The organism is Nostoc sp. ChiSLP03a, from assembly GCF_034531215.2.
Lineage (GTDB): Bacteria > Cyanobacteriota > Cyanobacteriia > Cyanobacteriales > Nostocaceae > Nostoc.
The window spans coordinates 1-23,046 of the sequence record NZ_JAVRBQ020000057.1 but is presented as its reverse complement, the minus strand read 5'-3'; the positions used below and the strand labels follow the sequence as shown (position 1 = coordinate 23,046).

Annotated in this window: 24 protein-coding genes; 15 read left to right on the top strand and 9 right to left on the bottom strand. The window is 41.9% G+C overall.

The window, feature by feature from the left end:
• Nucleotides 1–88 precede the first annotated feature (88 nt).
• Both RMY32_RS09715 and RMY32_RS09710 read right to left on the bottom strand, forming a co-directional pair.
• Nucleotides 89–757: a (2Fe-2S) ferredoxin domain-containing protein gene (locus RMY32_RS09715; RefSeq protein ID WP_322710910.1), complete on the bottom strand. Its 669-nt coding sequence runs from the start codon at nt 755–757 to the stop codon at nt 89–91.
• 63 nt (nt 758–820) lie between these two features.
• Complete coding sequence (locus RMY32_RS09710; RefSeq protein ID WP_099102114.1) at nt 821–1,078, bottom strand: Asr1405/Asl0597 family protein; 258 nt, start codon at nt 1,076–1,078, stop codon at nt 821–823.
• A 455-nt stretch (nt 1,079–1,533) separates the two neighbouring features.
• On the opposite strand from RMY32_RS09710, the gene RMY32_RS09705 reads away from it, so the two are divergent.
• From RMY32_RS09705 to nblB, 7 genes are all read left to right on the top strand, one after another.
• Complete coding sequence (locus RMY32_RS09705) at nt 1,534–2,088, top strand: Dps family protein (RefSeq protein ID WP_322710909.1); 555 nt, start codon at nt 1,534–1,536, stop codon at nt 2,086–2,088.
• A gap of 569 nt (nt 2,089–2,657) precedes the next feature.
• A complete protein-coding gene (gene carB, locus RMY32_RS09700; protein ID WP_322710908.1) occupies nt 2,658–6,011 on the top strand; it encodes a carbamoyl-phosphate synthase large subunit in 3,354 nt (1,117 codons plus the stop codon).
• A gap of 584 nt (nt 6,012–6,595) precedes the next feature.
• Nucleotides 6,596–7,552, top strand: coding sequence for an RNA polymerase sigma factor, RpoD/SigA family (locus RMY32_RS09695; RefSeq protein ID WP_322686662.1), 957 nt, complete (start codon nt 6,596–6,598; stop codon nt 7,550–7,552).
• Nucleotides 7,553–7,789: 237 nt separating this feature from the next.
• Nucleotides 7,790–8,134, top strand: a complete 345-nt coding sequence (locus RMY32_RS09690; protein WP_322669773.1) for a DUF760 domain-containing protein — start codon at nt 7,790–7,792, stop codon at nt 8,132–8,134.
• Nucleotides 8,135–8,676: 542 nt separating this feature from the next.
• Nucleotides 8,677–9,093: an 8-oxo-dGTP diphosphatase MutT gene (gene mutT, locus RMY32_RS09685; protein WP_322710907.1), complete on the top strand. Its 417-nt coding sequence runs from the start codon at nt 8,677–8,679 to the stop codon at nt 9,091–9,093.
• 249 nt (nt 9,094–9,342) lie between these two features.
• On the top strand, nt 9,343–9,807 hold the full coding sequence (locus RMY32_RS09680; protein WP_322669771.1) for a CBS domain-containing protein: 465 nt from the start codon (nt 9,343–9,345) through the stop codon (nt 9,805–9,807).
• 92 nt (nt 9,808–9,899) lie between these two features.
• Nucleotides 9,900–10,565: a phycobilisome degradation protein NblB gene (nblB, locus tag RMY32_RS09675; RefSeq protein ID WP_322710906.1), complete on the top strand. Its 666-nt coding sequence runs from the start codon at nt 9,900–9,902 to the stop codon at nt 10,563–10,565.
• Nucleotides 10,566–10,918: 353 nt separating this feature from the next.
• On the opposite strand, the gene RMY32_RS09670 is transcribed toward nblB, so the two are convergent.
• The gene (locus RMY32_RS09670) at nt 10,919–11,584 is read right to left on the bottom strand and encodes a PEP-CTERM sorting domain-containing protein (RefSeq protein WP_322710905.1); all 666 of its coding nucleotides are present in this window, start codon (nt 11,582–11,584) and stop codon (nt 10,919–10,921) included.
• A 553-nt stretch (nt 11,585–12,137) separates the two neighbouring features.
• Nucleotides 12,138–12,656, bottom strand: a complete 519-nt coding sequence (locus RMY32_RS09665) for a DUF456 domain-containing protein (protein WP_322687717.1) — start codon at nt 12,654–12,656, stop codon at nt 12,138–12,140.
• Between the two features lie 154 nt (nt 12,657–12,810).
• Here RMY32_RS09665 and RMY32_RS09660 point away from each other — a divergent pair, with 154 nt between their 5' ends.
• Nucleotides 12,811–13,725: a M48 family metallopeptidase gene (locus tag RMY32_RS09660; protein ID WP_322710904.1), complete on the top strand. Its 915-nt coding sequence runs from the start codon at nt 12,811–12,813 to the stop codon at nt 13,723–13,725.
• A gap of 202 nt (nt 13,726–13,927) precedes the next feature.
• Here the strand turns inward: RMY32_RS09660 and RMY32_RS09655 are convergent, their stop codons facing one another.
• Entirely contained in the window at nt 13,928–14,587 is a 660-nt protein-coding gene (locus RMY32_RS09655; RefSeq protein WP_322710903.1) for a cofactor assembly of complex C subunit B, read from the bottom strand.
• Nucleotides 14,588–14,692: 105 nt separating this feature from the next.
• Nucleotides 14,693–15,421 carry a response regulator transcription factor RpaB gene (gene rpaB, locus RMY32_RS09650; RefSeq protein ID WP_292866575.1) on the bottom strand — a complete coding sequence of 243 codons (729 nt, stop codon included), beginning with the start codon at nt 15,419–15,421 and terminating at the stop codon, nt 14,693–14,695.
• Nucleotides 15,422–15,592: 171 nt separating this feature from the next.
• On the opposite strand from rpaB, the gene radA reads away from it, so the two are divergent.
• The 3 genes from radA to RMY32_RS09635 all read left to right on the top strand — a co-directional run bounded on the left by radA (nt 15,593) and on the right by RMY32_RS09635 (nt 18,575).
• The gene (gene radA / locus RMY32_RS09645) at nt 15,593–17,122 is read left to right on the top strand and encodes a DNA repair protein RadA (protein ID WP_322710902.1); all 1,530 of its coding nucleotides are present in this window, start codon (nt 15,593–15,595) and stop codon (nt 17,120–17,122) included.
• Nucleotides 17,123–17,276: 154 nt separating this feature from the next.
• Nucleotides 17,277–18,026, top strand: a complete 750-nt coding sequence (locus RMY32_RS09640; protein ID WP_322710901.1) for a Uma2 family endonuclease — start codon at nt 17,277–17,279, stop codon at nt 18,024–18,026.
• Between the two features lie 273 nt (nt 18,027–18,299).
• Nucleotides 18,300–18,575: a hypothetical protein gene (locus RMY32_RS09635; RefSeq protein ID WP_322710900.1), complete on the top strand. Its 276-nt coding sequence runs from the start codon at nt 18,300–18,302 to the stop codon at nt 18,573–18,575.
• An 82-nt stretch (nt 18,576–18,657) separates the two neighbouring features.
• Here the strand turns inward: RMY32_RS09635 and RMY32_RS09630 are convergent, their stop codons facing one another.
• Genes RMY32_RS09630 through RMY32_RS09620 form a run of 3 tightly spaced genes read right to left on the bottom strand, consistent with a single transcriptional unit; the run spans nt 18,658 to nt 19,661 of the window.
• On the bottom strand, nt 18,658–18,966 hold the full coding sequence (locus RMY32_RS09630; protein WP_322710899.1) for a hypothetical protein: 309 nt from the start codon (nt 18,964–18,966) through the stop codon (nt 18,658–18,660).
• A gap of 3 nt (nt 18,967–18,969) precedes the next feature.
• Entirely contained in the window at nt 18,970–19,428 is a 459-nt protein-coding gene (locus RMY32_RS09625) for an HNH endonuclease signature motif containing protein (RefSeq protein WP_322710898.1), read from the bottom strand.
• Nucleotides 19,425–19,661: a hypothetical protein gene (locus RMY32_RS09620; RefSeq protein ID WP_322710897.1), complete on the bottom strand. Its 237-nt coding sequence runs from the start codon at nt 19,659–19,661 to the stop codon at nt 19,425–19,427. Before RMY32_RS09620 ends, RMY32_RS09625 begins: the two co-directional genes overlap by 4 nt.
• Nucleotides 19,662–19,786: 125 nt before the next feature.
• Between RMY32_RS09620 and RMY32_RS09615 the strand changes: the two genes are divergently transcribed.
• From RMY32_RS09615 to RMY32_RS09600, 4 genes are all read left to right on the top strand, one after another.
• Nucleotides 19,787–21,826 carry a protein kinase domain-containing protein gene (locus RMY32_RS09615; protein ID WP_322710896.1) on the top strand — a complete coding sequence of 680 codons (2,040 nt, stop codon included), beginning with the start codon at nt 19,787–19,789 and terminating at the stop codon, nt 21,824–21,826.
• 98 nt (nt 21,827–21,924) lie between these two features.
• The gene (locus tag RMY32_RS09610) at nt 21,925–22,173 is read left to right on the top strand and encodes a hypothetical protein (protein ID WP_322710895.1); all 249 of its coding nucleotides are present in this window, start codon (nt 21,925–21,927) and stop codon (nt 22,171–22,173) included.
• Nucleotides 22,174–22,177: 4 nt separating this feature from the next.
• Nucleotides 22,178–22,507, top strand: a complete 330-nt coding sequence (locus tag RMY32_RS09605; protein ID WP_322710894.1) for a DUF433 domain-containing protein — start codon at nt 22,178–22,180, stop codon at nt 22,505–22,507.
• Nucleotides 22,494–22,931 carry a DUF5615 family PIN-like protein gene (locus RMY32_RS09600; RefSeq protein WP_322710893.1) on the top strand — a complete coding sequence of 146 codons (438 nt, stop codon included), beginning with the start codon at nt 22,494–22,496 and terminating at the stop codon, nt 22,929–22,931. Before RMY32_RS09605 ends, RMY32_RS09600 begins: the two co-directional genes overlap by 14 nt.
• Nucleotides 22,932–23,046: the final 115 nt, after the last annotated feature.

Genomic DNA, 23,046 nt, shown 5'->3' with positions numbered 1-23,046 from the left:
ACAAACTTCTAGCGGGCTTTACAGCCGAGTCTTAACGGAACACACTTGAGAAGATATTATTAAGCTTTCTCATCGAAATGTCAAGATTTTATGAATTTTTTCCCCAAAGCTTGCCATTAGATATCGCTACTTCCCTTAAATTCTCAGGCTGCGTTGATAAACTCTTGTCACCAAAATGCTTATCCATTAACGCTGGAACCTGTGCAGCTTGAATTCGACTATGGCGGGTTTTATCTGGCATTACTAAATTCGGCCCGGCTTTACAGTTCTTCATACAACCAGTGCCCTTGATTGTAACTTGGTCTTCTAAACCGCGATCGCTTAAAGCCGCCTCCAACGCCTGACAAACTCCTTTACCACCACGTTTCATACAATCAGACTTTTGACACACCAAAATCGTAGCCTTAGTCTTAGCTGGTTTTACCTTGACATTATCAATAGATGGGGGTTCTTGTGGTGCTGCGATCGTTTGAATTGTTGCTGTTTCAGAACGCGCCGCCATCACACGTTCAGCTTTGAGTGTAACTTTGTCTTTTTTTATATCGTATTCTCTATAACCAACAACTTGTAGCCAAGTACCTGCTGGTAGCCGCAAATCAAAAGCAGCCCGTAAATGTTTAGCGAGTTTAACGTAGCATTCACCCTCATGAGTACTTAGCAGTAAACCTTTCAGCTTATAACCGTCTTTAATAACAAAATCTATAAATCTGCCCTCAAGGCAAAATTTTGATACTTCCAGATTGTGAGATGCACCCATTTTTTAACCTCCTTTTAACTAATACAAACTGTCAAGCGAGATATTCTCAGCAGTAGCAAAAAATTAGAACTGTTGATAGCGACTTTTCCAGCAACACTCAAGAGTCCAAATTTGGTCTTGACGAGAGGCTGTAAATCGCCGTACTACACTCCAAAGTTGAACAGCCGCAGTCGGATTGCTAATTTCAACTTTTAATGGCTGGTTAGCCGCACAACTACAGGGAATGTCTAACTCCTCTAAGCGTTGATAAACTTGCCAGCGGTCTACCCAATTCACCTCTACAAGGTGGTTTATTTCTATTTCTGAACTATACGATTTCAAGAGAATTGCCCTCAAAGTGCAACAAACTTGTAGTAACTACGGCCATTTAACTTCCTGCTTTTTGAAAATCTTAGTAGTCTAGCCTCTTAAAACCAGCATACCTTAAGTGCAAACAATTCTCATTAATTTTGCAAAAAAAATAAAATTCTTGCGATCGTCCCATGAAAGAGATCCGGGAAATCACAAGGAGTATTAGGGCAAGAAGGCATTTACTCCTCCATCTCCCCTCACTCACTTCGGGAGGCATACACACTTAACTACTTATGTCAATAGTAATGAGAAAGATACACAACTTGATGAGTGTGCCATAATCCAGCAAACAATAAACTTAAGAATTTTAGTAAACAAAAATACAAAATCTTGTGATGGCAAATTGGCTTGCTCTTATTGTGAAAATGTTAATATGTAAAGAATAAGCAGTTAAAATCTATAATTGCTAAATAGCGAGGAGAACAATGTCTGAAACGCAAACTTTGTTACGGAATTTTGGTCATGTATATGACAATCCTGTGTTGCTGGATCGCAGTGTAACTGCTCCAGTTACAGAAGGATTTAACGTTATATTAGCTAGTTTCCAGGCACTGTACTTGCAGTACCAAAAGCATCATTTTGTAGTTGAAGGTTCAGAATTTTACTCTCTGCATGAGTTTTTTAACGAAAGCTACAACGAAGTACAAGACCACGTTCATGAAATTGGAGAACGTTTAGATGGACTAGGTGGTGTGCCAGTAGCTACCTTCAGCAAACTAGCAGAATTAACCTGTTTTGAGCAAGAATCTGAAGGCGTATATTCCTCTCGCCGAATGGTGGAAAACGATCTAGCTGCCGAACAAGCAATCATTGGCGTAATTCGTCGCCAAGCTGCTCAGGCAGAGAGTTTAGGCGATCGGGGCACACGCTATCTGTACGAAAAGATTTTGTTGAAAACTGAGGAACGTGCGTATCATTTATCTCACTTCCTCGCCAAAGACAGCTTAACTTTAGGGTTTGTCCAAGCAGCTCAAAGCTAAAATTCTCATAATCTAGATTTGTCTACCTAGACTGAAAAAAAACTTGGCAGCACCAACTCTTAAAATAATATAAAAAATGGCAGAGAATGGTATCCCTATTTCTCTGCCATTTTTAATTTAAGTAAACATATTTATATAATATTTAACGTTGAAAATTTTTAGCAATTAGCTAGTTAAAATAAATTTTTATCTAAGTAGTCTATTTGTGCATAAATAAGCAGACAGATACATACCAAAATAAACGATCGTTTATCACAAAGCTCATCAGATTAAATAATAAAGATTCGCAAAAGCTTTAGAACTTTGAGCATCATAATTAAATAAAATTAAAAATACAAAATAATCATTGGGCATTGGGCATAGAGAAAGAGACAAGGTAGACAAGGAAGAGAGGGGAGACAAGGGAGAGACTTAGTTCAATATTTCCCCTTGTCCCCCTGCTCCCTGCTCCTTGTCCCCCACTTTTTCCTGTCATCAAACTTAGAAAACTTAATAATAAAAAGCACCAGAGGGGGTAAAGACCCTTAAAATGATCAGGATTTCTATTTTCGTATTCCAAGGCAACGACTATGCCCCGCCGTGACGACCTCCAGAAGATTCTACTGTTAGGTTCTGGTCCAATTGTGATCGGACAAGCCTGTGAGTTTGACTACTCTGGCACTCAAGCCTGTAAAGCGCTCCGAGAAGAAGGCTATGAAGTGGTTTTGGTCAACTCTAACCCTGCAACGATTATGACCGACCCGGAAACGGCCGATCGCACTTACATTGAGCCGTTGACACCGGAATTGGTCGAAAAAGTCATCGAAAAAGAACGCCCTGATGCTCTTTTACCAACGATGGGAGGACAAACCGCCCTCAACATCGCCGTTGCTTTAGCCAAAAATGGGGTATTGGAAAAGTACAGCGTTGAGTTAATCGGCGCTAAACTCCCAGCGATCGAAAAAGCTGAAGATCGAAAACTGTTTGGTGAAGCAATGGCAAAGATTGGAGTAGCTGTGTGTCCTAGCGACACAGCCGAATCTTTAGAAGAAGCCAAAGCTGTTGCCCGCCAAATTGGTAGTTATCCCCTAATTATTCGTCCAGCTTTCACAATGGGTGGAAGTGGCGGCGGCATTGCCTACAACCAAGAAGAATTTGAAGAAATGGCGCAAGTAGGTATAGATGCCAGTCCTGTTTCGCAAATTCTCATTGATCAGTCTTTACTCGGCTGGAAAGAATATGAACTCGAAGTGATGCGTGACTTGGCAGATAACGTGGTGATTATCTGTTCCATCGAAAACCTTGACCCGATGGGCATTCACACCGGAGATTCAATTACCGTCGCTCCCGCGCAAACCCTCACTGATAAAGAATATCAAAGGCTGCGGGATATGGCAATTAAAATCATCCGCGAAATCGGTGTGGAAACTGGTGGTTCTAATATTCAATTTGCCATCAATCCGCTGAATGGCGATGTGGTTGTAATTGAGATGAACCCGCGCGTTTCCCGCAGTTCAGCTTTGTCTTCCAAAGCTACGGGTTTCCCCATCGCCAAGATGGCCGCAAAATTGGCTGTAGGCTATACCTTGGATGAAATTAAAAATGACATTACTAAGAAAACTCCCGCATCCTTTGAGCCGACAATTGACTATGTGGTAACAAAAATCCCCCGCTTCGCCTTTGAAAAATTCCCTGGCTCCGACCCAGTGCTGACAACCCAAATGAAGTCTGTGGGGGAAGCAATGGCAATTGGGCGGACATTCAACGAATCCTTTCAAAAGGCACTGCGATCGCTCGAAACCGGACGCGCTGGTTGGGGTTGCGATCGAGCCGAAAAATTACCCAGTGGCGAACAAATTCGCGCCCAACTACGGACACCTAACCCCGATCGCATTTTCTCCGTGCGACATGCCTTGCAACTAGGAATTAGTGCTGAGGAAATCTACGAACTGACTGGTATTGACCCGTGGTTCCTAGATAAATTTCAGCAACTGCTAGATATTGAAAAATTACTGAAGCGGACACCTTTGCAGCAATTGACAAAAGAGCAACTTTATGAAGTGAAGCGAGATGGATATAGCGATCGCCAGATTGCCTATGCCACCAAAACCACCGAAGATGAAGTTCGCGCCTACCGCAAGTCACTAAGAATTATCCCAGTTTATAAAACCGTAGATACCTGCGCGGCTGAGTTTGAAGCCTTTACCCCCTACTACTATTCTACCTACGAAGAAGAAACAGAGGTAATGCCCGCAACCAAGCCAAAAGTGTTGATTTTGGGTGGTGGCCCCAACCGCATTGGACAAGGAATTGAGTTTGACTATTGTTGTTGTCATGCCGCTTATGCTTTGAAGGATGCGGGGTATGAGACGATTATGGTTAACTCTAACCCAGAGACAGTTTCGACAGATTACGATACCAGCGATCGCCTTTACTTTGAGCCGTTAACAAAAGAAGATGTCCTTAACATCATCGAAACTGAAAATCCAGTCGGGGTAATTATCCAGTTTGGCGGACAAACACCGCTGAAATTAGCATTACCGTTACAGGAGTATTTGCAGAGGCTGGGTACTGGGGACTGGGGACTGGGGACTGGGGAGATTTCCCAATCCCCAATTCCTAATACCCATTACCCCTTATCCTCAGAGGGGGCCCCACCTTCCCCAATCCCTAAAATTTGGGGTACATCGCCAGATTCCATAGATATGGCAGAAAACCGGGAGCGGTTTGAAAAGATTCTCCAACAGTTGAATATTGCCCAACCACCTAATGGCATTGCGCGGAGTTACGAAGATGCGCTGGTTGTCGCCAAACGTATTGGCTATCCAGTGGTGGTGCGTCCCAGCTATGTGTTGGGGGGACGGGCGATGGAAATCGTTTATTCCGATTCTGAGTTGGAACGCTACATGACCTTTGCGGTACTCGTAGAACCAGAACATCCGATTTTAATTGATAAGTTTTTGGAAAACGCGATTGAAGTCGATGTCGATGCGATCGCCGACCATACAGGAAGAGTAGTTATTGGTGGTATTATGGAACACATTGAGCAAGCAGGGATTCACTCAGGAGATTCTGCTTGTTCCTTACCTTCCATTTCCTTATCACCAGCAGTTCTCAATCAGATTCGTACTTGGACGATACAGCTAGCACAAGCATTGTCAGTCGTAGGGTTGATGAATATTCAATTTGCCGTTGTTGGTGCAAGCAGCTATTCTCCCCAAGTTTACATTTTAGAAGCCAATCCCCGCGCTTCGCGCACAGTGCCTTTTGTATCTAAAGCTACAGGCGTACAGCTAGCGAAATTAGCATCCTTAATTATGTCGGGTAAAACCTTAGAGGAGCTAAATTTTACAGAGGAAGTCATTCCTATACATATTGCTGTAAAAGAAGCTGTATTACCCTTTAATAAATTCCCAGGAACTGATACAATATTGGGCCCAGAAATGAGATCCACTGGTGAGGTGATGGGGATTGACAGCGACTTTGGCCGTGCCTATGCCAAAGCGGAAATGGGTGCTGGGGAGCGTTTACCACTGGCGGGAACTGTATTTGTATCAATGAGCGATCGCGATAAAGCTGCTGCAAGTGGTGTGGTGAAGGAATTTATCGATTTGGGCTTTACAGTGATGGCTACCCTTGGTACACGTCGAGTTCTTCTGGAACATGGGTTAAATGTTGAATTAGTCTTAAAACTCCATGAAGGTCGTCCCCACGTCCTAGATGCGATTAAAAACCAGAAAATCCAACTTATTATCAACACACCTTCCGGCGAAGAAGCCCAGACTGATGCTAGGTTAATCCGCCGCACAGCTTTAGCTTACAAAATTCCCATCATTACTACCATCGCCGGCGCAAAAGCTACCGTCGCCGCCATCCGTTCCTTACAAAATACCACTTTGGATGTAAAAACTATCCAAGAGTATTGCCCAATTATAAGGGACTAGGGACTAGGGACTAGGGATTAGAGACTAGGAAAAAGTTTTTTGAATACTTAATACTTAATTACCCAGTCACCAATCCCCAGTCCCCAGTCCCCAATCCCCAGTCCCCAGTTCCAGAAAAATTAAACAATTGTTAGAAGAGAATGAATATAGTTCTCATTGAGATACTTTAACAAATATGAGGAAAATTATTTGAATCAGATCGTTTCTTAAATTAACTTTTAGTCAGTCTTAAGATAGAGGCCAAGATTCGATGAACTGGAATAACCAGGAAATTTCATGTCGCCATCTAGCCAAAATCTTCTCATAAATGTTACAATTATTAATAGGAGTTTCATAAAAAATGTTTAAAAAGCAACTTTTTATCTAACTGTAGATACTTGTGAAAAATAGAAAATAACTGTAGTTTTAGCAGTTAAGAAGCGTAAATTTGATTATTATGAGCAGCCGACGACTTTCTCAGGCGCGTAAGTTGCAAACCATAGCATAGGTTCCCAGTCTGACTGGGTAGCACCCTAATAAATAAAGAAAGCATCTATCCCTTAATGACCCTACCGCCAACCCCATCATTACCAAAGAGTAGCGCCATGAAGACCGCTCAGACAGCCACAGACCTCGTGCGGACTTACCTGCGTGAGATTGGCCGCGTGCCACTTTTAACCCACGAAGAAGAGATTTTCTATGGTAAACAGGTGCAACGTTCCTGCGCTTTGCACGAATCAAGGGAATCTCTTGCCACCCAGCTAGGTTATCAACCGACTCTAGAAGAGTGGGCCAAAGCAACAAACCTAGAACCAGCAGAGTTGAACGAAGCGATCGCAGATGGTGAAATTGCCAAGCGCAAGATGGTAGAAGCCAATTTGCGGCTGGTAGTCTCCGTTGCCAAAAAATACATCAAGCGCAACGTCGATTTACTGGACTTGATTCAAGAAGGTAGCATTGGTATGCAACGGGGCGTAGAAAAGTTTGACCCCACCAAAGGGTACAGATTTTCTACTTATGCCTATTGGTGGATTCGGCAAGCTATTACTCGTGCTATAGCCGAAAAAGCTCGTACCATTCGGTTGCCGATCCATATCACCGAAAAATTAAATAAGATAAAAAAGGCACAGCGCCAATTGTCTCAAAAGTTGGGACGCGCTCCTACGGCTGGGGAGCTAGCTCAAGAATTAGAATTGACCCCCAAACAAGTACGAGAGTATTTAGAAAAGGCGCGTTTGCCTCTTTCCTTGGATTTGCGGCTGGGTGATAACTACGACACCGAACTAGGAGAAATGCTGGAAGATCCAGGAGCTTCTCCCGAAGAGTTTGTTATGCAATCTTCCCTATCTTATGACTTAGATCGGCTGATGGGCGATCTCACGCCACAACAGAGGGAAGTAATCACACTGCGCTTTGGCTTAACTGATGGGCAAGCCCTGACTTTGGCTAGAATCGGTGAAATATTGAATATCAGTCGAGAACGAGTCCGACAAATTGAGCGCGAAGCCTTAAGCAAACTTCGCAAGTCTAAAGCCAACATGGATGAATATTTGGCAAGTTAGTCATTTGTCATTAGTCATTTGTCATTAGTTATTAACAAAGGACTAAAGACCAATGACTACTGACCAATTGGTGAGAAAATACGCTGACTTTGGTACGGTTACACCTACTTCCACTCTGACGCTTGGCTGTTACATTAGTTGACAGGAAGACAAAATAACTAAGTCAAATCCAAAACAAACATTTAATATTCAAATCACAAGCACCGCAGCTAATAGTGGTAGTTAAGGAGCTAAAAAATGAGTAACCCATCCAATCGTGTCTCAGAATTTTTTAATAGTGAAGCAGAAACTAACGATTTACTATGGCAGTACGTTAAATCCTTGAGTCCAGAGACAGTTACCCAGCTATCCAAACCCACGTCTGCCGAAGTCTTTCAGGTGATGGAACGAAATATTACAGGACTATTAGGTAATCTACCTTCAGAACACTTTGGTGTTACTGTCACTACAAATCGGGAAAATCTAGGTAGACTTCTTGCTTCGGCGATGATTAGTGGTTATTTCTTGCGTAACGCTGAACAGAGAATGAATTTTGAAATGGCTCTACAAGGATCTGAAACTAACAACAGTGATGTTGATTAGAAATTTAAAATTTGGGAAATTCAACATAGTTGGGCTGATAGCTAGTCAAAGTTACAGCGATATAAATTGAAAATAAGTCTCTGCGAAATCTTTGCCGCTAATTCCCAAATATGTATCAACTAAGTTTTGTCAAATATCCAAAATAGTGAAGAATTAAGGTTGAGATTTAAACGCAGAGGAACGCGGAGGTTGACGCAGAGTAACGCGGAGTCTTTGATTTCGCCTCTCTGTGAACTTCTGTAGTTTTTTGATTAGTTCAATCAATTATATGATATATGCCTAGTTAGTTATAATTGCTGAACTATGCAGAAAGTATAAAAATTTCCTTTCTCTAAACTTCTGCGGTCTTAATAATAAGTTTTAACCGGACACGATATTAAAGGCGTATTTATAAATGATTAATGCACATTTGTGGATAAACGAACAGTGCTAAATGACCTTTGCAATAAATTTAAACTCGGCAGAGTTACAACTAATCTGCCGAGTTTTGTTATTAGTCAAGAATCAAAATTCAGGAATTTTTCCCTACTCGCCATTCAACTATGAGTGAAACTAGTTCTTTCCCACCCCATAAAATCATTGGTGTTGCAGTAATTTGGAATGACCAAAAGCAAATTTTAATTGACCGCCGTCGTCCAGAAGGAGCAATGGGTGGTTTGTGGGAATTTCCTGGTGGTAAAATAGAGCCTGGTGAAACCATCCAAGAGTGTATTCAACGAGAAATTTCCGAAGAACTGGGAATAGTAATTGAAGTGGGAGAGCATCTGATTACTATTGACCACAGCTATACAAACTTGCGCGTTACCCTCACAGTACATCACTGCCGCCATCTTACAGGTATCCCCCAACCTTTAGAATCCGATGAAATTCGCTGGGTAAATTTGGAAGAACTGGAACATTTTACTTTTCCGAAAGCAAATACTCAAATTATTGCTGCATTGAAAGGAAGTAGGGGCTAAGAAAGAAGCAGAGGGAGAAGGGGTGCAGAGGAGCAGAGGAGAATAATTAATAACCAATGCCCAATACAACTCTTGGAGAGGCTGCGCCAACGGCTTCTCTACAAGACGCTATGCTCAATCCAAGTGCCCAATGACAAATGACAAATGACAAATGACTAATCCCGTAACAATCTATTAATTGCATCAGGTTGAGTCCCGCAATTTTCTACAATAGGCGCAGGGACTTTGATTTAAGGTGTCAGCAAATAAATGCCTAAAACCGTTGCCGATGTGATGAGCCGCGATCCTATTGTTGTCCGGGAGGAAACTCCACTCAAGGAAGCTATTCAAATTCTCGCAGAACGCCATATCAGCGGACTACCTGTTGTGGACGATCTTGGTAAATTGGTAGGCATTATCTCGGAAACCGATTTGATGTGGCAAGAAACTGGTGTTACTCCACCTGCGTACATTATGTTTCTTGACAGTGTTATCTATTTAAAAAATCCTGCTACGTATGACCGTGATTTGCACAAGGCTCTAGGGCAAACTGTTGGGGAGGTGATGAGTAAAAACCCGATCGCTATTTCCCCTGATAAAACTTTAAAAGAAGCAGCTACAATCATGCACGATCGCAGCGTTCACCGCTTGCCAGTACTTGATAGTACAGGTCAAGTAATTGGTATCCTGACTCGTGGTGATGTTATTCGGGCTATGGCTGCTAGTCAAGATTAGTCAGCAGTCATTAGTCATTAGTCATGAGTTCTTGATACTTAACTGTTGACTTTTGACTCTTTTTTATACATTTGAAAATCAAGGATAACTAAATGAGTATTACTCCGGAGTCTGTTAAGCAATTGCTCAGTTCTGAGGATTTAGGCGATCGCTTACGTGCTGTAAATCAAATCCGCGAATTGGAACCTGCGGTTGGCTTTGAATTAATTCAAAGTGCTATTGGCGATCGCAATTCCCGTGTTCGTTACTCAGCAGTGAGTCAAATGGATACACTTGGAACCCAAAATTTACAGTTATCCTTGGATATCTTGCGCGATCGCTTGCTTCATGACTCCGAAGTAGATGTACAAGCAGCAGCAGCAGACTGTTTAGGCGCTCTAAAGTTGCGTGAAGCTTTTGAAGATTTACAGCAGCTTTATCATACAACCGGTGAATGGCTAATACAATTCAGTATTATTGCTACATTAGGAGAGTTGGGCGATCCGCGAGCCTTTGAACTACTCAAAGAGGCACTCTCATCAGAAAACGAGTTAGTCCAAACTGCTGCTATTAGTTCTTTGGGTGACTTGGGAGATGTACAAGCAATTCCTCTCTTGGCTCCCTATGCTACCAACCCAGATTGGCAAATTCGTTACAGACTTGTACAAGCCTTGGCTCGTTTGGGTAATCCAGAAGCCAAATCTATATTAGAAACTCTGGCTAATGATGAAGTAGATGCGATCGCAAGCGAAGCGAAACAATCTTTGCAGTCTGTTTAAGTCTATCTAATACCAATTTGAAAAAAGAATGCGACAAATAGACCATTTGTAGAGACGCGATTCATGAGCCAGCGCGTTGCGAGGGTTCCCACGGCAGTCGCTCATGGGGGAAACCCCCAAGACCGCGCTGCCTCCCCGTTGTAGCGACTGGCGTCGCGTCTTTACCCAAGAATGTGTTGCAATCATTAATTGAATTGGTATAAGGATAAGAAAATTCACCATTCATATAGATTTATCTGGCAGTATAAAAAATTCGACCTGGTTGGGAGAATTTGCATTCCAGCCAGATCGAAATAGATTAATTAGAGTTACTTTTAGCAATTAAAAGTAACTTTTTTATATTTAGGATAGGACTATTGAATGGCACTTTTGCGGCGGCGAGACATAACCATGCCAGCACCAACTAAACCTAAACCTAGCATTGTGGTTGGCTCAGGAACGCTAACTGCTTCGAGAGTTAAGTGGTACTCGCTTGTTTTTCCATTGAGAGAAGCACCCAAATTGCCAACCCCAATAGTTTTTCCATTGAAATTAAATTTCCCCGTAATCCCATCCAATATTACGTCATTAATGTTGGTAGCCGATTTCCGAGTTCTGGTAACTACAGAATCATCTAGATCAAAGGTCAGAAGCGCAGTAGTACTACCCAAGGTTCGCGAACCGAAATTAATGAACGGGGTGTATACACCTGTAGAATATGTGGCTGTTGTGCTTGATATATTAGCTATCTTGGTTAAATTTAGAGTGTTAATGGTAATACCTGTGCCTGATAAGCTTGGTAAGAAAGCTGTAAAATCACCATCAGTATCAATACCATCAATATCGACAAATTTAATACTAGTAGTAGCTGGATTGACTCCATCATTAGGAACGAGAGATGTACCAGTAAGACCAATACTTCCGTTCAAGGTTACAGCTTGAGCCGAACCAGCAGATGTAAACATCCCAGCAGTAGCCAAGGGGATTGCAAAACTAGCAGCCAGAGTAGCGTTTAGTAATTTAGATTTAAAATTAATCATGAGTGTTTGAGAGTCCTAATAATAACCTGGAACAGAGAAATTGATTGCTTAACCTTTACTATCAGTAATCTATTTAAAATACTGTCAGTGAAAGCGAAATTTGCGTGATGTATTTCTTATCTCCATAAAATCACATAGATTTAGAACCTGCAATATTTACTGAGTGGTCTTCATCACATCTTCAATTAACAAATAGTCTTCATAAAATTTTAATTTCTTACATATCTGCACTTCGTATATCTCTTACTTTCTAGGGTTTAAATTATGGGCAATAGCTCTGACTTTCATAAAAAATATTTACGTAAACCGATTTAAAAGTATATTATTATACTTATCTTGCTTAAATAGATTTTAGAGCGATCAAGTATACAAAGTATCTAATATTTCTAGTTGCCAGTATTTAGTGAAACGGTTCCTCTCATAGAATAAATGGGAGGAACCGCTGTATTTGTTTACTATGGATAGTCTTGGCGATCAAATTGAATGTTTATAACAAACTAGCTAATTACTAGCTATATAATACTGTTCTCAAATCTGTCAGATTTTTTAAATGCTAAGAGCCATATACCTGTGGCCAGGTTGTGATAACAAAAACTACAACTGCGGCGATCGCTAACAACCCTTGAATCAAATTTCCAACCAAAGACCCAACTACAATTCCTATACCTGCTTTAACCGCTAACCCAAATTCGCGTCGGTAAAGATACTCACCAATAATTGCTCCCAAAAGCGGGCCTAGTAAAATTCCTAACAGTGGCCCCCCAAAAGGTAAAGTTGGCAATAATCCCAAAAATCCTACCACCAAACCAACAATTGCGCCAATTTGCCCCCACTTGCTAGCTCCAGCTTGTTTTGCTCCTACATAGCTAGCTAAAAAATCTACTCCGACACTGAGCAGTAAAACTATAATTGTCACAATTAGTGGAATCTTGATAGCTGCAAAGGAACTACTAACGATGCCCCAGACAATAATTGCAATTAAAATTAAGCTGCTACCAGGAATGGCTGGAACTACAGCACCAATAATACCCACAACCATTACAGCAACTAATAGCCAATAAATAATTTGCATAGATTAATTGTAAATTTCCAAATTTTCTCATAAAGGCGCACATCTGTGCGCCCTACTGTATATTCTATCTGGGTAAGATAGCGAAAAATACTTAGTACACTGTGGTGTAAGTTTGCCTAATGCTTCTAAACTGCTATTAAAAAGCTCAAAACCCATGACGAGAAAAATATTAACTGGACTAAGTTCGGAAGCCTACGAACACCCCTTCGATCGCAAAGCCTTGGCTTCTTTACAAAATATGCCCGGTGTCTCTTTGCTACTCAAAAAAATTAACGAATACGGCATCGATCGCTTACTCAGACTGCAAAGTCTTGGTAGTGAAATCAGAATTTCACCCCGTAATTTTCCCGAATTACATCAAGCATTTGTAGAAACCTGCCAAATTCTTGATGTTGCTCCACTTCCTGAATTGTATCTATTTCGAGGCACAGGTCACATTCAAAGCTACATTGTTGGCGTAGAAAAACCCATTGTCGGTATCAATTTAGATGCAATGGAGTGGCTTGGCGTAGATGAGTTGCTTTACATTTTCGGACATGAAGTCGCTCGCATCAAAAGTCAGCACATGGTGTATCACCAAATGGCAATTGTTATGCCAACTTTGAAAAATTTGTTGAGCAGTACCACACTGGGAGTTGGTGGCTTGGTAGCTGGCGGAATGGAACTAGGTTTGTATAATTGGCGAATGATGGCTAGGTTCACTGCCGATCGGGCTGCAATGCTTGCTTGTCAGGATATTGACGTAGCAACTACTACACTGATGAAACTTGCGGGTTTACCAGATGAGTACTTGACTAGTGCTGTAATTGAAGATTTCCTCATGCAAGCTCGTGAGTTTGCATCCAATAACTTTGATAGCGTGGATAAAGTCACTAAAATATTAAGCTATACAGAGCCTGGGCTTTCTTGGATAGTTATGCGGGCTGGCGAATTATTAAAATGGGTTGATTCAGGAGCTTATGATAATTTAATTCAACAGACAAATCTAAAGACAGCGGCAGAACTAGAAGAAAAAGAAGCAAAGACACTAGATGAAAAGGAAGGTTGGAATTTTTTGACTTCTTGGTGAATTAATATAGCAAGGACTGGGGACTGGGGACTGGGGACTGGGTGAAAAGCCTTTTTGTGTTTAAGTTTTATCGTCTGTTGATGTCCTAACTACCAAGGCTTATGCTGTAATTCGTAATTAACTTGTAAATACGAACAAGTCAATTTGAGGTAGTAATTACAAATTACGAGTTATTCTCACAGATGACAAACCTAAATTTAGATTAAGTCGTTTGGTTGGATAAATTTGAGCTAAGAGTAACGGCTAATTTATCAGCAATTCCTGCAATCCAGTTTTCATCTTGTTTGGTATAACTGCGAGGAGCATTTGCTCCCAAAATTAATGCACCTTGGTTGCCAATAGGTTGACAAATGACACCTTGAGTATTTTCTGGTAAATAATCAAATTCAAGCCTACCTGGATATATTTTTAGAGCAACCAAATAAATCGGCTTTTGTTTTTCGAGTACCTGTTTTAAGATTACTCCTGGCATAACCTCAGATTTAGTACCCAGAATCCCGCGACGCAGCAAAACTTTACCTTGATAAAAAACCACAAGCGATCGCGTTACTGTATTAGTCAACAATAAATGAGATGCCCAGGCTAGCTCTGTTTTTACAGCTTCGGGTAAATCTGGTGCGAGTACAAAACCTTCTTCTCCAATTAGTTCTACAGTATCAGGCGATCGCGGCTGAACTTGTTGCCAAATTAAACCCGTCAAAATTAACACCGCACTCAAAATCACGCCCACTACATCACCACGCGATTGAGACTGGGTTAATTCCGGTGTTAATAAACGGTTAATCAATAAAAGTACAGCGCCTAGACCACCTACAACAATGGGTAGACGCCGCAAAACGCGATTAGGATCGGGTTTAGTCATTTGTCATTTGTCATTTGTCATTTGTCATTGGGCATGGGGCATTAGTTATTATTATTTTCCTCTGCCCCCTGCTCCCCTGCTCCCCTGCCCCCCTACCTCATCTCCTCACTCTTCCCCTGGTTCAATAATCCGCTGGAAAAGATAACCAGTACCCCGCGCGGTAAGAATCAATTCTGGGTTGCTAGGATCGTCTTCTAATTTTGCCCGCAAACGCGATATATGCACATCTACTACGCGGGTATCTACATGACGTTCTGGTGTATAACCCCATACTTCCTGCAAAATTTCCGAACGAGAAAAAGCTTCTCCAGAGCGACTGACTAACAACTCTAACAAGCTGAACTCCATACCCGTCAATCGAATCCGCTCATCGCCTTTGTAGACTTGTCGCTTATTCGTATCGATTTTAATATTCGCGACATGAATTACCCCAGAACTGGGAATTCCAGAAGCACCGTTTTTATCTACTCGCCGTAGCACCGAGCGAATCCGGGCTTCTAGCTCCTTGGGGGAAAATGGTTTAACTACATAGTCATCAGCACCCAATTCTAAGCCGGTGATGCGATCGGCGACATCACCCAAAGCTGTTAGCATAATAATGGGGACATCTGATTCTTTTCGTAGTTCTTGACATACACCATAGCCGTCTAGCTTTGGCATCATTACATCTAAAACTACTAGGTCAGGCTCAGTTTTGCGAAAAGTATCCAAAGCTTCTTCCCCGTCGCCAGCGGTCACTACATCGTAGCCAATCATGGAAAGGCGTGTTTCCAAAATCCGGCGAATGCTGGCTTCGTCGTCTACCACCAAGATTTTTTCTTTATGGCTTTCCAAGTTTCTCTAGGCTCCTTGACTAAAAATTTACATGATTAATTTTTAATACCATAATATTAAGATATCATTCCATGAATTGATTTGGAAAAAGCTCTAAATACCACATATTATTAGTTTTTAGTTTTTTTCAAGAATTAAGTAAATATTAAGATTATTTAATAAGATTTAAGAATGGCAAAGCCAAAAACCTTTTTTGTTTGTAATGAATGTGGAGCAGAATCGCCCCAATGGTTTGGTAAGTGTCCAGCTTGCGGTACTTACAACTCTCTAGAAGAACAAATTTCGATTCAATCCTCAGTAGATGTACCCAGTCGGGGGGGAGTGAGTGGTTGGCAATCAACTCAAGGCAATGGTAAATCTCACGCTAAACCAGCTAAAGCGCGAGCCTCCTTAACATTTAACCAAATTACCGATCGCCAAATCGCTCGCTGGGAGTCTGGTTATGGAGAATTAGATCGAGTACTTGGAGGTGGGGTTGTCCCTGGCTCTATGGTGCTGATTGGTGGCGATCCAGGTATTGGGAAATCGACTTTATTATTGCAAGTATCTAATCAATTAGCACAGAAATACCGCATTCTTTATGTAACTGGTGAAGAATCAGGACAGCAGGTAAAATTACGAGCTTCTCGGTTGGGAGTATCAAAACCCCTAGATATGGTAAACGAGGAGAAGGTAACAGTAGTACTAGAAGATACTACGATTTCTATAGACCCTGACAGTATAGGTGCAGATTTATATGTACTGCCAGAAACAGATTTAGAAGAAATTTTACGGGAAATAGACTCTCTAAAACCAAATGTGGCGGTAATTGATAGTATCCAAACAGTGTTTTTTCCAGCGCTGACTTCTGCACCAGGTTCAGTAGCTCAGGTACGAGAATGTACCGCAGCACTGATGAAGGTGGCGAAGCACGAAGATATTACCATGCTGATTGTGGGACACGTCACCAAAGAAGGAGCGATCGCAGGGCCAAAAGTTTTAGAACATTTAGTCGATACAGTGTTGTATTTTGAAGGCGATCGCTTTGCTTCCCATCGGTTATTACGGACAGTCAAAAACCGTTTCGGCGCAACTCACGAAATCGGCATCTTTGAAATGGTGACAGATGGATTGCGAGAAGTCTCCAATCCCTCAGAGCTATTTTTAGGCAACCGTGACGATCCCGCACCCGGTACTGCCATTGTGGTAGCTTGCGAAGGCACTCGCCCGATCGTTGTAGAATTGCAAGCTTTGGTGAGTCCCACCAGCTACCCCTCACCCCGTCGTGCTGGTACTGGTGTAGATTACAACCGCTTGGTGCAAATTCTTGCCGTCTTAGAAAAACGGGTGGGAATTCCCATGTCTAAATTAGATTCCTACGTTGCTTCTGCGGGTGGGTTGAATGTGGAAGAACCAGCAGTAGATTTGGGAATTGCGATCGCAATTGTCGCTAGTTTCCGCGATCGCATCGTCGATCCCGGTACAGTATTAATCGGTGAAGTTGGCTTAGGTGGACAAGTGCGATCGGTTTCCCAAATGGAACTGCGGTTAAAAGAAGCTGCTAAGTTGGGATTTAAAAGAGCGATCGTCCCTAAAGGACAAAAATTCCCCGATCTTGATATCGAGATTTTACCCGTTGCCAAAGTAATAGATGCGATTATTGCCGCCATTCCTCATCAAGAATTGACAGCCGACGATTTAGAACCCGATGAAGATGAGTAACTACTGGGTACTGGGTACTGGGGAGTGGGGACTGGGGAGATGAGGGAGCAGGGAAGCAGAGGGCAAGGGGCAGAGAAGAATAATAATAACTAATACCCTATGCCAAATGACAAATGACAAATGACAAACGCCCAATTCTAAAGGAAAACCCATTATGACAACCCTCACTCAAGACTACCAAATCACTTGGGAAAAACTACCCGACGATTACAAACTCCCCGGCGATCCAGTGGATAACATCAACCAACCAGCCTTAGCTGCTGCACTTACAGAAAGCCTACAATTAGCCGGAAAAATTTCAGCTAACGTCCTAACAACAACTAATTACGGCATTTGTGCCACTCTAAACAACAAAATGGTCATTAAAGCTCCTGATTGGGCTTTCATTGCCAAAATTAATGTTAGTAGAGAAGAAGTAATACGCAGTTATACACCTCAATTACAAGGTGACATTCCCGTAATTGTGATGGAATTTGTTTCCGATACACAGGAGACAGAATATTCTATCAAAGCGACATATCCCCCAGGAAAATGGTTTTTCTACGAGCGCATCTTAAAAGTACCAAACTACATTATTTTTGAGCCAGACAGCGGCAGTTTTGAGATATATCGCTTGCAGAATACAGAACAATACATTTTGCAAGAGCCTGATGAAAATCAACGCTACTGGATAGCAGAAATGAATCTTTACCTTGGGGTGTGGCAAGGTACTCGTGAAAATCGCCCAGGAAATTGGTTACGGTGGTGGGATGAACAAGGAAACCTTTTACCTTGGGGTTCTGAGTTAGCCGAACAGGAACGCCAACGCGCCGAACAAGAACGCCAACGCGCCGAACAAGAACAACAACGCGCCGAACGACTAGCAGCACAATTGCGAGCGGCAGGAATTGAACCTAAAGATTAGACTTCTTGTAAATAATTTAGGATTGCTAGGTTTAGTTAAAAATTTGCTAAATCTAGCATTTTTTTATAGCAATAAAATCTTAAATAACTCGAATTAGACCTAATTTATTGACATTAAAATTTCGGAATTATTGATATAAATTTTTGAATTCATAGTCAAAAAGTATAATTTTATACATTGGAATAAAACTATGATAAAGGCGATCGCTCAATCCCGCAAAAGATGAATGCGATCGCCCTTATCTGGCCCCCTTATCAGGAGATAAATACAATCATGGCACAAGAAGAAGATTCCGCCCAGTCAAAGTTAAAGCAGTTCTTAGGTGAATATTTAGATACACCTACTGTCAAACAATCAACTGAACAGCCATTTCCCAAGAGAGAACCGATTAAGCATATATTGATTGGTTCAACCAAAGCTGTTACCAGTACAATTCACTATTTGCAAGTAATTGGCTACGCCAGCGTAGGGGATTGGAGTCCACTGGTACCAACTGGCAACCCAGATGAGGTAATGAATATTTTAATCCGGCAAATTCTCATGCAATAAACCCTAATTAGATCCCCGACTTTTTTAAAAAGTCGGGGATCTGAACAGTGTAAATTTTCACAAATTAGATAGGATTATTGGATTAATTTCTGTCTACTCCCATGTCCCTGTTTTCTGGATCGTTGGATTCTTGCGCTTCATTAGCAATCATCCCATTGATGTAGGTAACAATGATCACTAATTCACCAATTGCTTCCAGTTCCGCCTCTTCTTCTGGTGTCTGAGAATTAACTGTTTTCTTATCAACAAGTTCTTGCATCCGATTTGATAATTCGTCTGTAATTTTAAATAGATTAATATTACTGACTTTTTCAATTTTAATACCTTTCTCTAGCCAGGATGAGGGTTTAATAGGTGCGATCGCCATAAATATTATTACAATTGAATACACTGCTTATTGTAGGTTTTCCTGTCGCGGATCTTCAAAAGAGGGATGGAAACCTCCTTTAACCCAAAGCTGACGAGATTTTTGAATAAAGCGATCGCTACGGCGTAGATCGTTCAAGTCTAATCTATTACAAGTTGCCCGACCTGTGGAAGTAATTCCAATAACTTGTGTAGCGTCTGCTGACCAAATGAAGTGTTCACACCACTGTTGCTGACGGGGATTAAATAAGGCGACTTCTTGCTGAGTTTCTGGATCGATTCCAACTGTAAAATTATAATGACGTTCGTTACAGCGACGACAAGCTAAAGCCAAATTATTCACATCATCGAAACCACCTAGAGATTGTGGATAAATATGATCGATTGTCAGAGGAGAAGTGCTTAAGGATTCAGGATAATGGCAGTATTCACACTTGAAGTTAGCACGTTTACGAACCAACTCTTGCATATTATTAGGAATTGTCATCTCTGAGAAGCAATCACCGCATTGATATAGCTAAAAATCATGTCTAATTCTCCAATAGCTTCCAACTCAAATGCTTCTTCTAGTGTCAGAGAGTCTGCTTTTTTTCTATCTAGGAGTTCTTGCATCCGCAAACCCAATTCGTCTGTAAACTTAAACAGATTAAGATTATTGACTTTTTCGACTTTGATACCAGTCGTTAGCCAGGATGAGGGTTTAACTACTACGGTTGTCATAGGTTTGTGGCGATTGAATATATTGCTATTGTAGGCTCCATCCACAGCAACTTAAATCTTCCGCCTATGAGACTGAGTTTTGCGTATGTCAAAATAAAATATCAGTAAAACTACGGTTTTGACCAATGGCGTGGAATCCAGGGCAGGAGTTATTTGGTAGTCGCTACATTATCGAGAGAAAATTGGGCGAGGGTGGAGTTGGTATTACCTATCTCGCTAAAAATCGAGGCGGCGAGTTGCGAGTCATCAAAACCCTCAGAGAACAAATCCTCAATCATCCTGACTGGATACCAGATCAAGATAAATTACGGCATGACTTTCGAGATGAAGCTTTGCGACTGGCTTTGTGTCGCCATCCTCACGTTGTGCAGGTAGAAAACGTCTTTGATGAAGGTAATTTGCCATGTATGGCGATGGAGTACATCGAAGGCGAAGATTTGGGGAAGCTGATAACCGAAAAAGGGGCGTTACCAGAAGCAGAAGCACTACTATATATTAGGCAAATTGGCGAAGCTTTGATATTAGTTCATGAGAAAGGCTTGCTGCATCGGGATTTGAAGCCCAGTAATATTATGATGCGGGCGGGTAAACCAGAAGCGGTGCTAATTGACTTTGGGCTTGCGAGACAATTTATTTCTGGTGGAGTTTTAAAGCATACAGAGAATCATACCCCTGGTTATGCCCCACCAGAACAATATGCACCCATCGAACAACGGGGAGAATATATAGATGTTTACGCCTTCGCAGCTACGTTATATTCTTTAGTGACTGGACAATTGCCGATGCCAGCACCAGCTAGGCTGCAAAATTTTACGCTACAAGCACCCAAGGAGTTGAATGGCAGTGTTAGCGACAGGGTGAATGAGGCAATTATGAAGGGGATGGCGCTAAATCATAGGTTTCGCCCCCAGTCTGTGCAGGAGTGGTTGGATTTGTTGGGTGCAAGTCCCATACCGCCAACACAACCAGTAATATCTCGTCCGAATACACGCCCATCTTGGGAATGCGTCTACATCATCCCAGGGATTTCTGGCACAATAGCCCTTAGCCCCAAGGGAGAAATCTTAGCAAGTGTGGCAGGTGAAGTTATTCACTTATTTTCATCAACTACAGGTGAATTTCTTTACACTCTCACTGGTCATTACGACAAGGTTCATTCCGTAGCCATCAGTAGTGATAGTCAAATTCTCGCTAGTGGTAGTCATGACAAGACGATCAAACTGTGGTCGGTGACAACAGGAAAGGAAATTCGCACCCTCACTGGTCATTCCGACTTTGTTTATTCCGTAGCCATCAGCAGAGATGGGCAAATTCTCGCCAGTGGTAGTTATGACAAGACTATCAAAATGTGGTCGGTGACAACAGGAAGGGAAATTCGCACCCTTACTGGTCATTCCGATGAGGTTAATTCCCTAGCCATCAGTAGTAATGGGCAAATTCTCGCTAGTGTTAGTGATGACAAGACTATCAAACTGTGGTCGGTGACCACCGGAAAGGAAATTCGCACCCTCACTGGTCATTCCGAGTCGGTTTATTCTGTAGCCATCAGTAGTGATGGGAAAATTCTGGCTAGTGGTAGTTGGGACAACACCATCAAACTGTGGTCGGTGATCACCGGAAAGGAAATTCGTACCCTTAGTGGTCATTCTTCCTCGGTTGATTCCATCGCCATCAGTAGTGATGGGCAAATTCTCGCTAGTGGTAGTTTGGACAACACCATCAAACTGTGGTCGGTGACCACCGGAAGGGAAATTCGCACCTTCACTGGTCATTCCAACTCGGTTATTTCCGTGGCCATTAGTAGTGATGGGCAAATTCTGGCTAGTGGTAGTTGGGACAACACCATCAAACTGTGGTCGGTGACAACAGGAAAGAAAATTCGCACTCTTGGAGGTTGGTTTTGGGGTCATTCCGACTTTGTTGATTCCATAGCCATCAGTAGTGATGGGCAAATTCTCGTTAGTGGTAGTAGCGACAACACTATTAAACTGTGGGAAATATCAACAGGTAAAGAAATTCACAGCCTGACTCATTTTGACAGAGTTGATTCCGTCGCCTTTACCCCCAATGGAGATGGGCTGGCTGCTGGCGATGTTAGCGGAAATATCAAAATATGGAGACGCAGCCAGTTGTACAATAACAGCGTCAACACAGTAAACAGATAATTAAGGTGCGATCGCAGTTTTAATCCAAGATTAACTAGTTAAAACCTATCAAAACACTAAAATAAAAGCACATATCGATAAAATATATCGCCCTAACTATGACAACTGTAATTGCTAGACCTTCATCCTTGATTGGCAATATCAGAATAGAAAAACTGGATAAATTTAACCTGTTCAAATTCAATGATGAACTGCAAGCACGGATGGAAGAACTATTAGAACGCAAAAAAGCTGATTTACTAACTCCAGAAGAAGCGATCGAACTTGAAGAAATTGGCGAACTAGATAGAATTTTTACCCATATCAATGCAATGCTGGTAGCTCAAAAAGATGAAAGGGATCAATAAAATAATGATGAACACGCAATTGGTCGATTCACTAGTACAAATCATCGAATCCCTCACCCCAGAAGAACGCATTTTTTTGCAACAGCGACTAACCAGCCAGCCAATTCAAGTGACAGTCGGTGTCTGCGGGGGACAGCCACGCATTCGCAACACGCGCATCCCTGTGTGGACGCTGGTGGCTTTTCGCCAACAGGGAGCAAATGAGGAAGAGTTACTGCGAAACTACCCTATCCTAACCCATGATGATCTAAAAGCTGCCTGGAATTATTATGAACAGCACCAAAAACAATTAGACCGAGCAATCATCACGTTGACTGAGGATGATGACGGTTAAGCTTTACTCTAATGAGAATTTTCCTATGGATATAGTCAGAGAACTGCGCCAGTTAGGCTACGATGTTCTAACTTCCTATGAAGCAGGACAAGCAAATCAAGGTATCCCTGATGAGGAAGTTCTAATTTTTGCGACACACAACCAGCGAATCGTCATCACTCTTAACCGTGACGACTTCATTGCCTTACATAATAGCGGCATTGCTCACAACGGCATCATTATCTGCGAAACTCATAGAGACTATTTAGGGCAAACTCAAACTCTCCACGCCTACTTACAAGATATTAAGTCACAAAGTCTTGCTTGGGCGATCGCACTGCAAAATCGCCTGATTCGTGTCAAAAAGCAGAACCAACCTAAATCCAGCAGACAAGTTTTCATCATTCAAGAATACTCAAGATATAGCAACCGCCAAGGCGGTTAAGCCATAAACTGGAAGTAGACCTTGATGAAAGCTCCAGTAGAACCTCTGGGAAACTGATGCCCAAACCTTATAGTTATGACCTCCGGCAAAAAGTGATCCAAGCAATCTTGCTTGA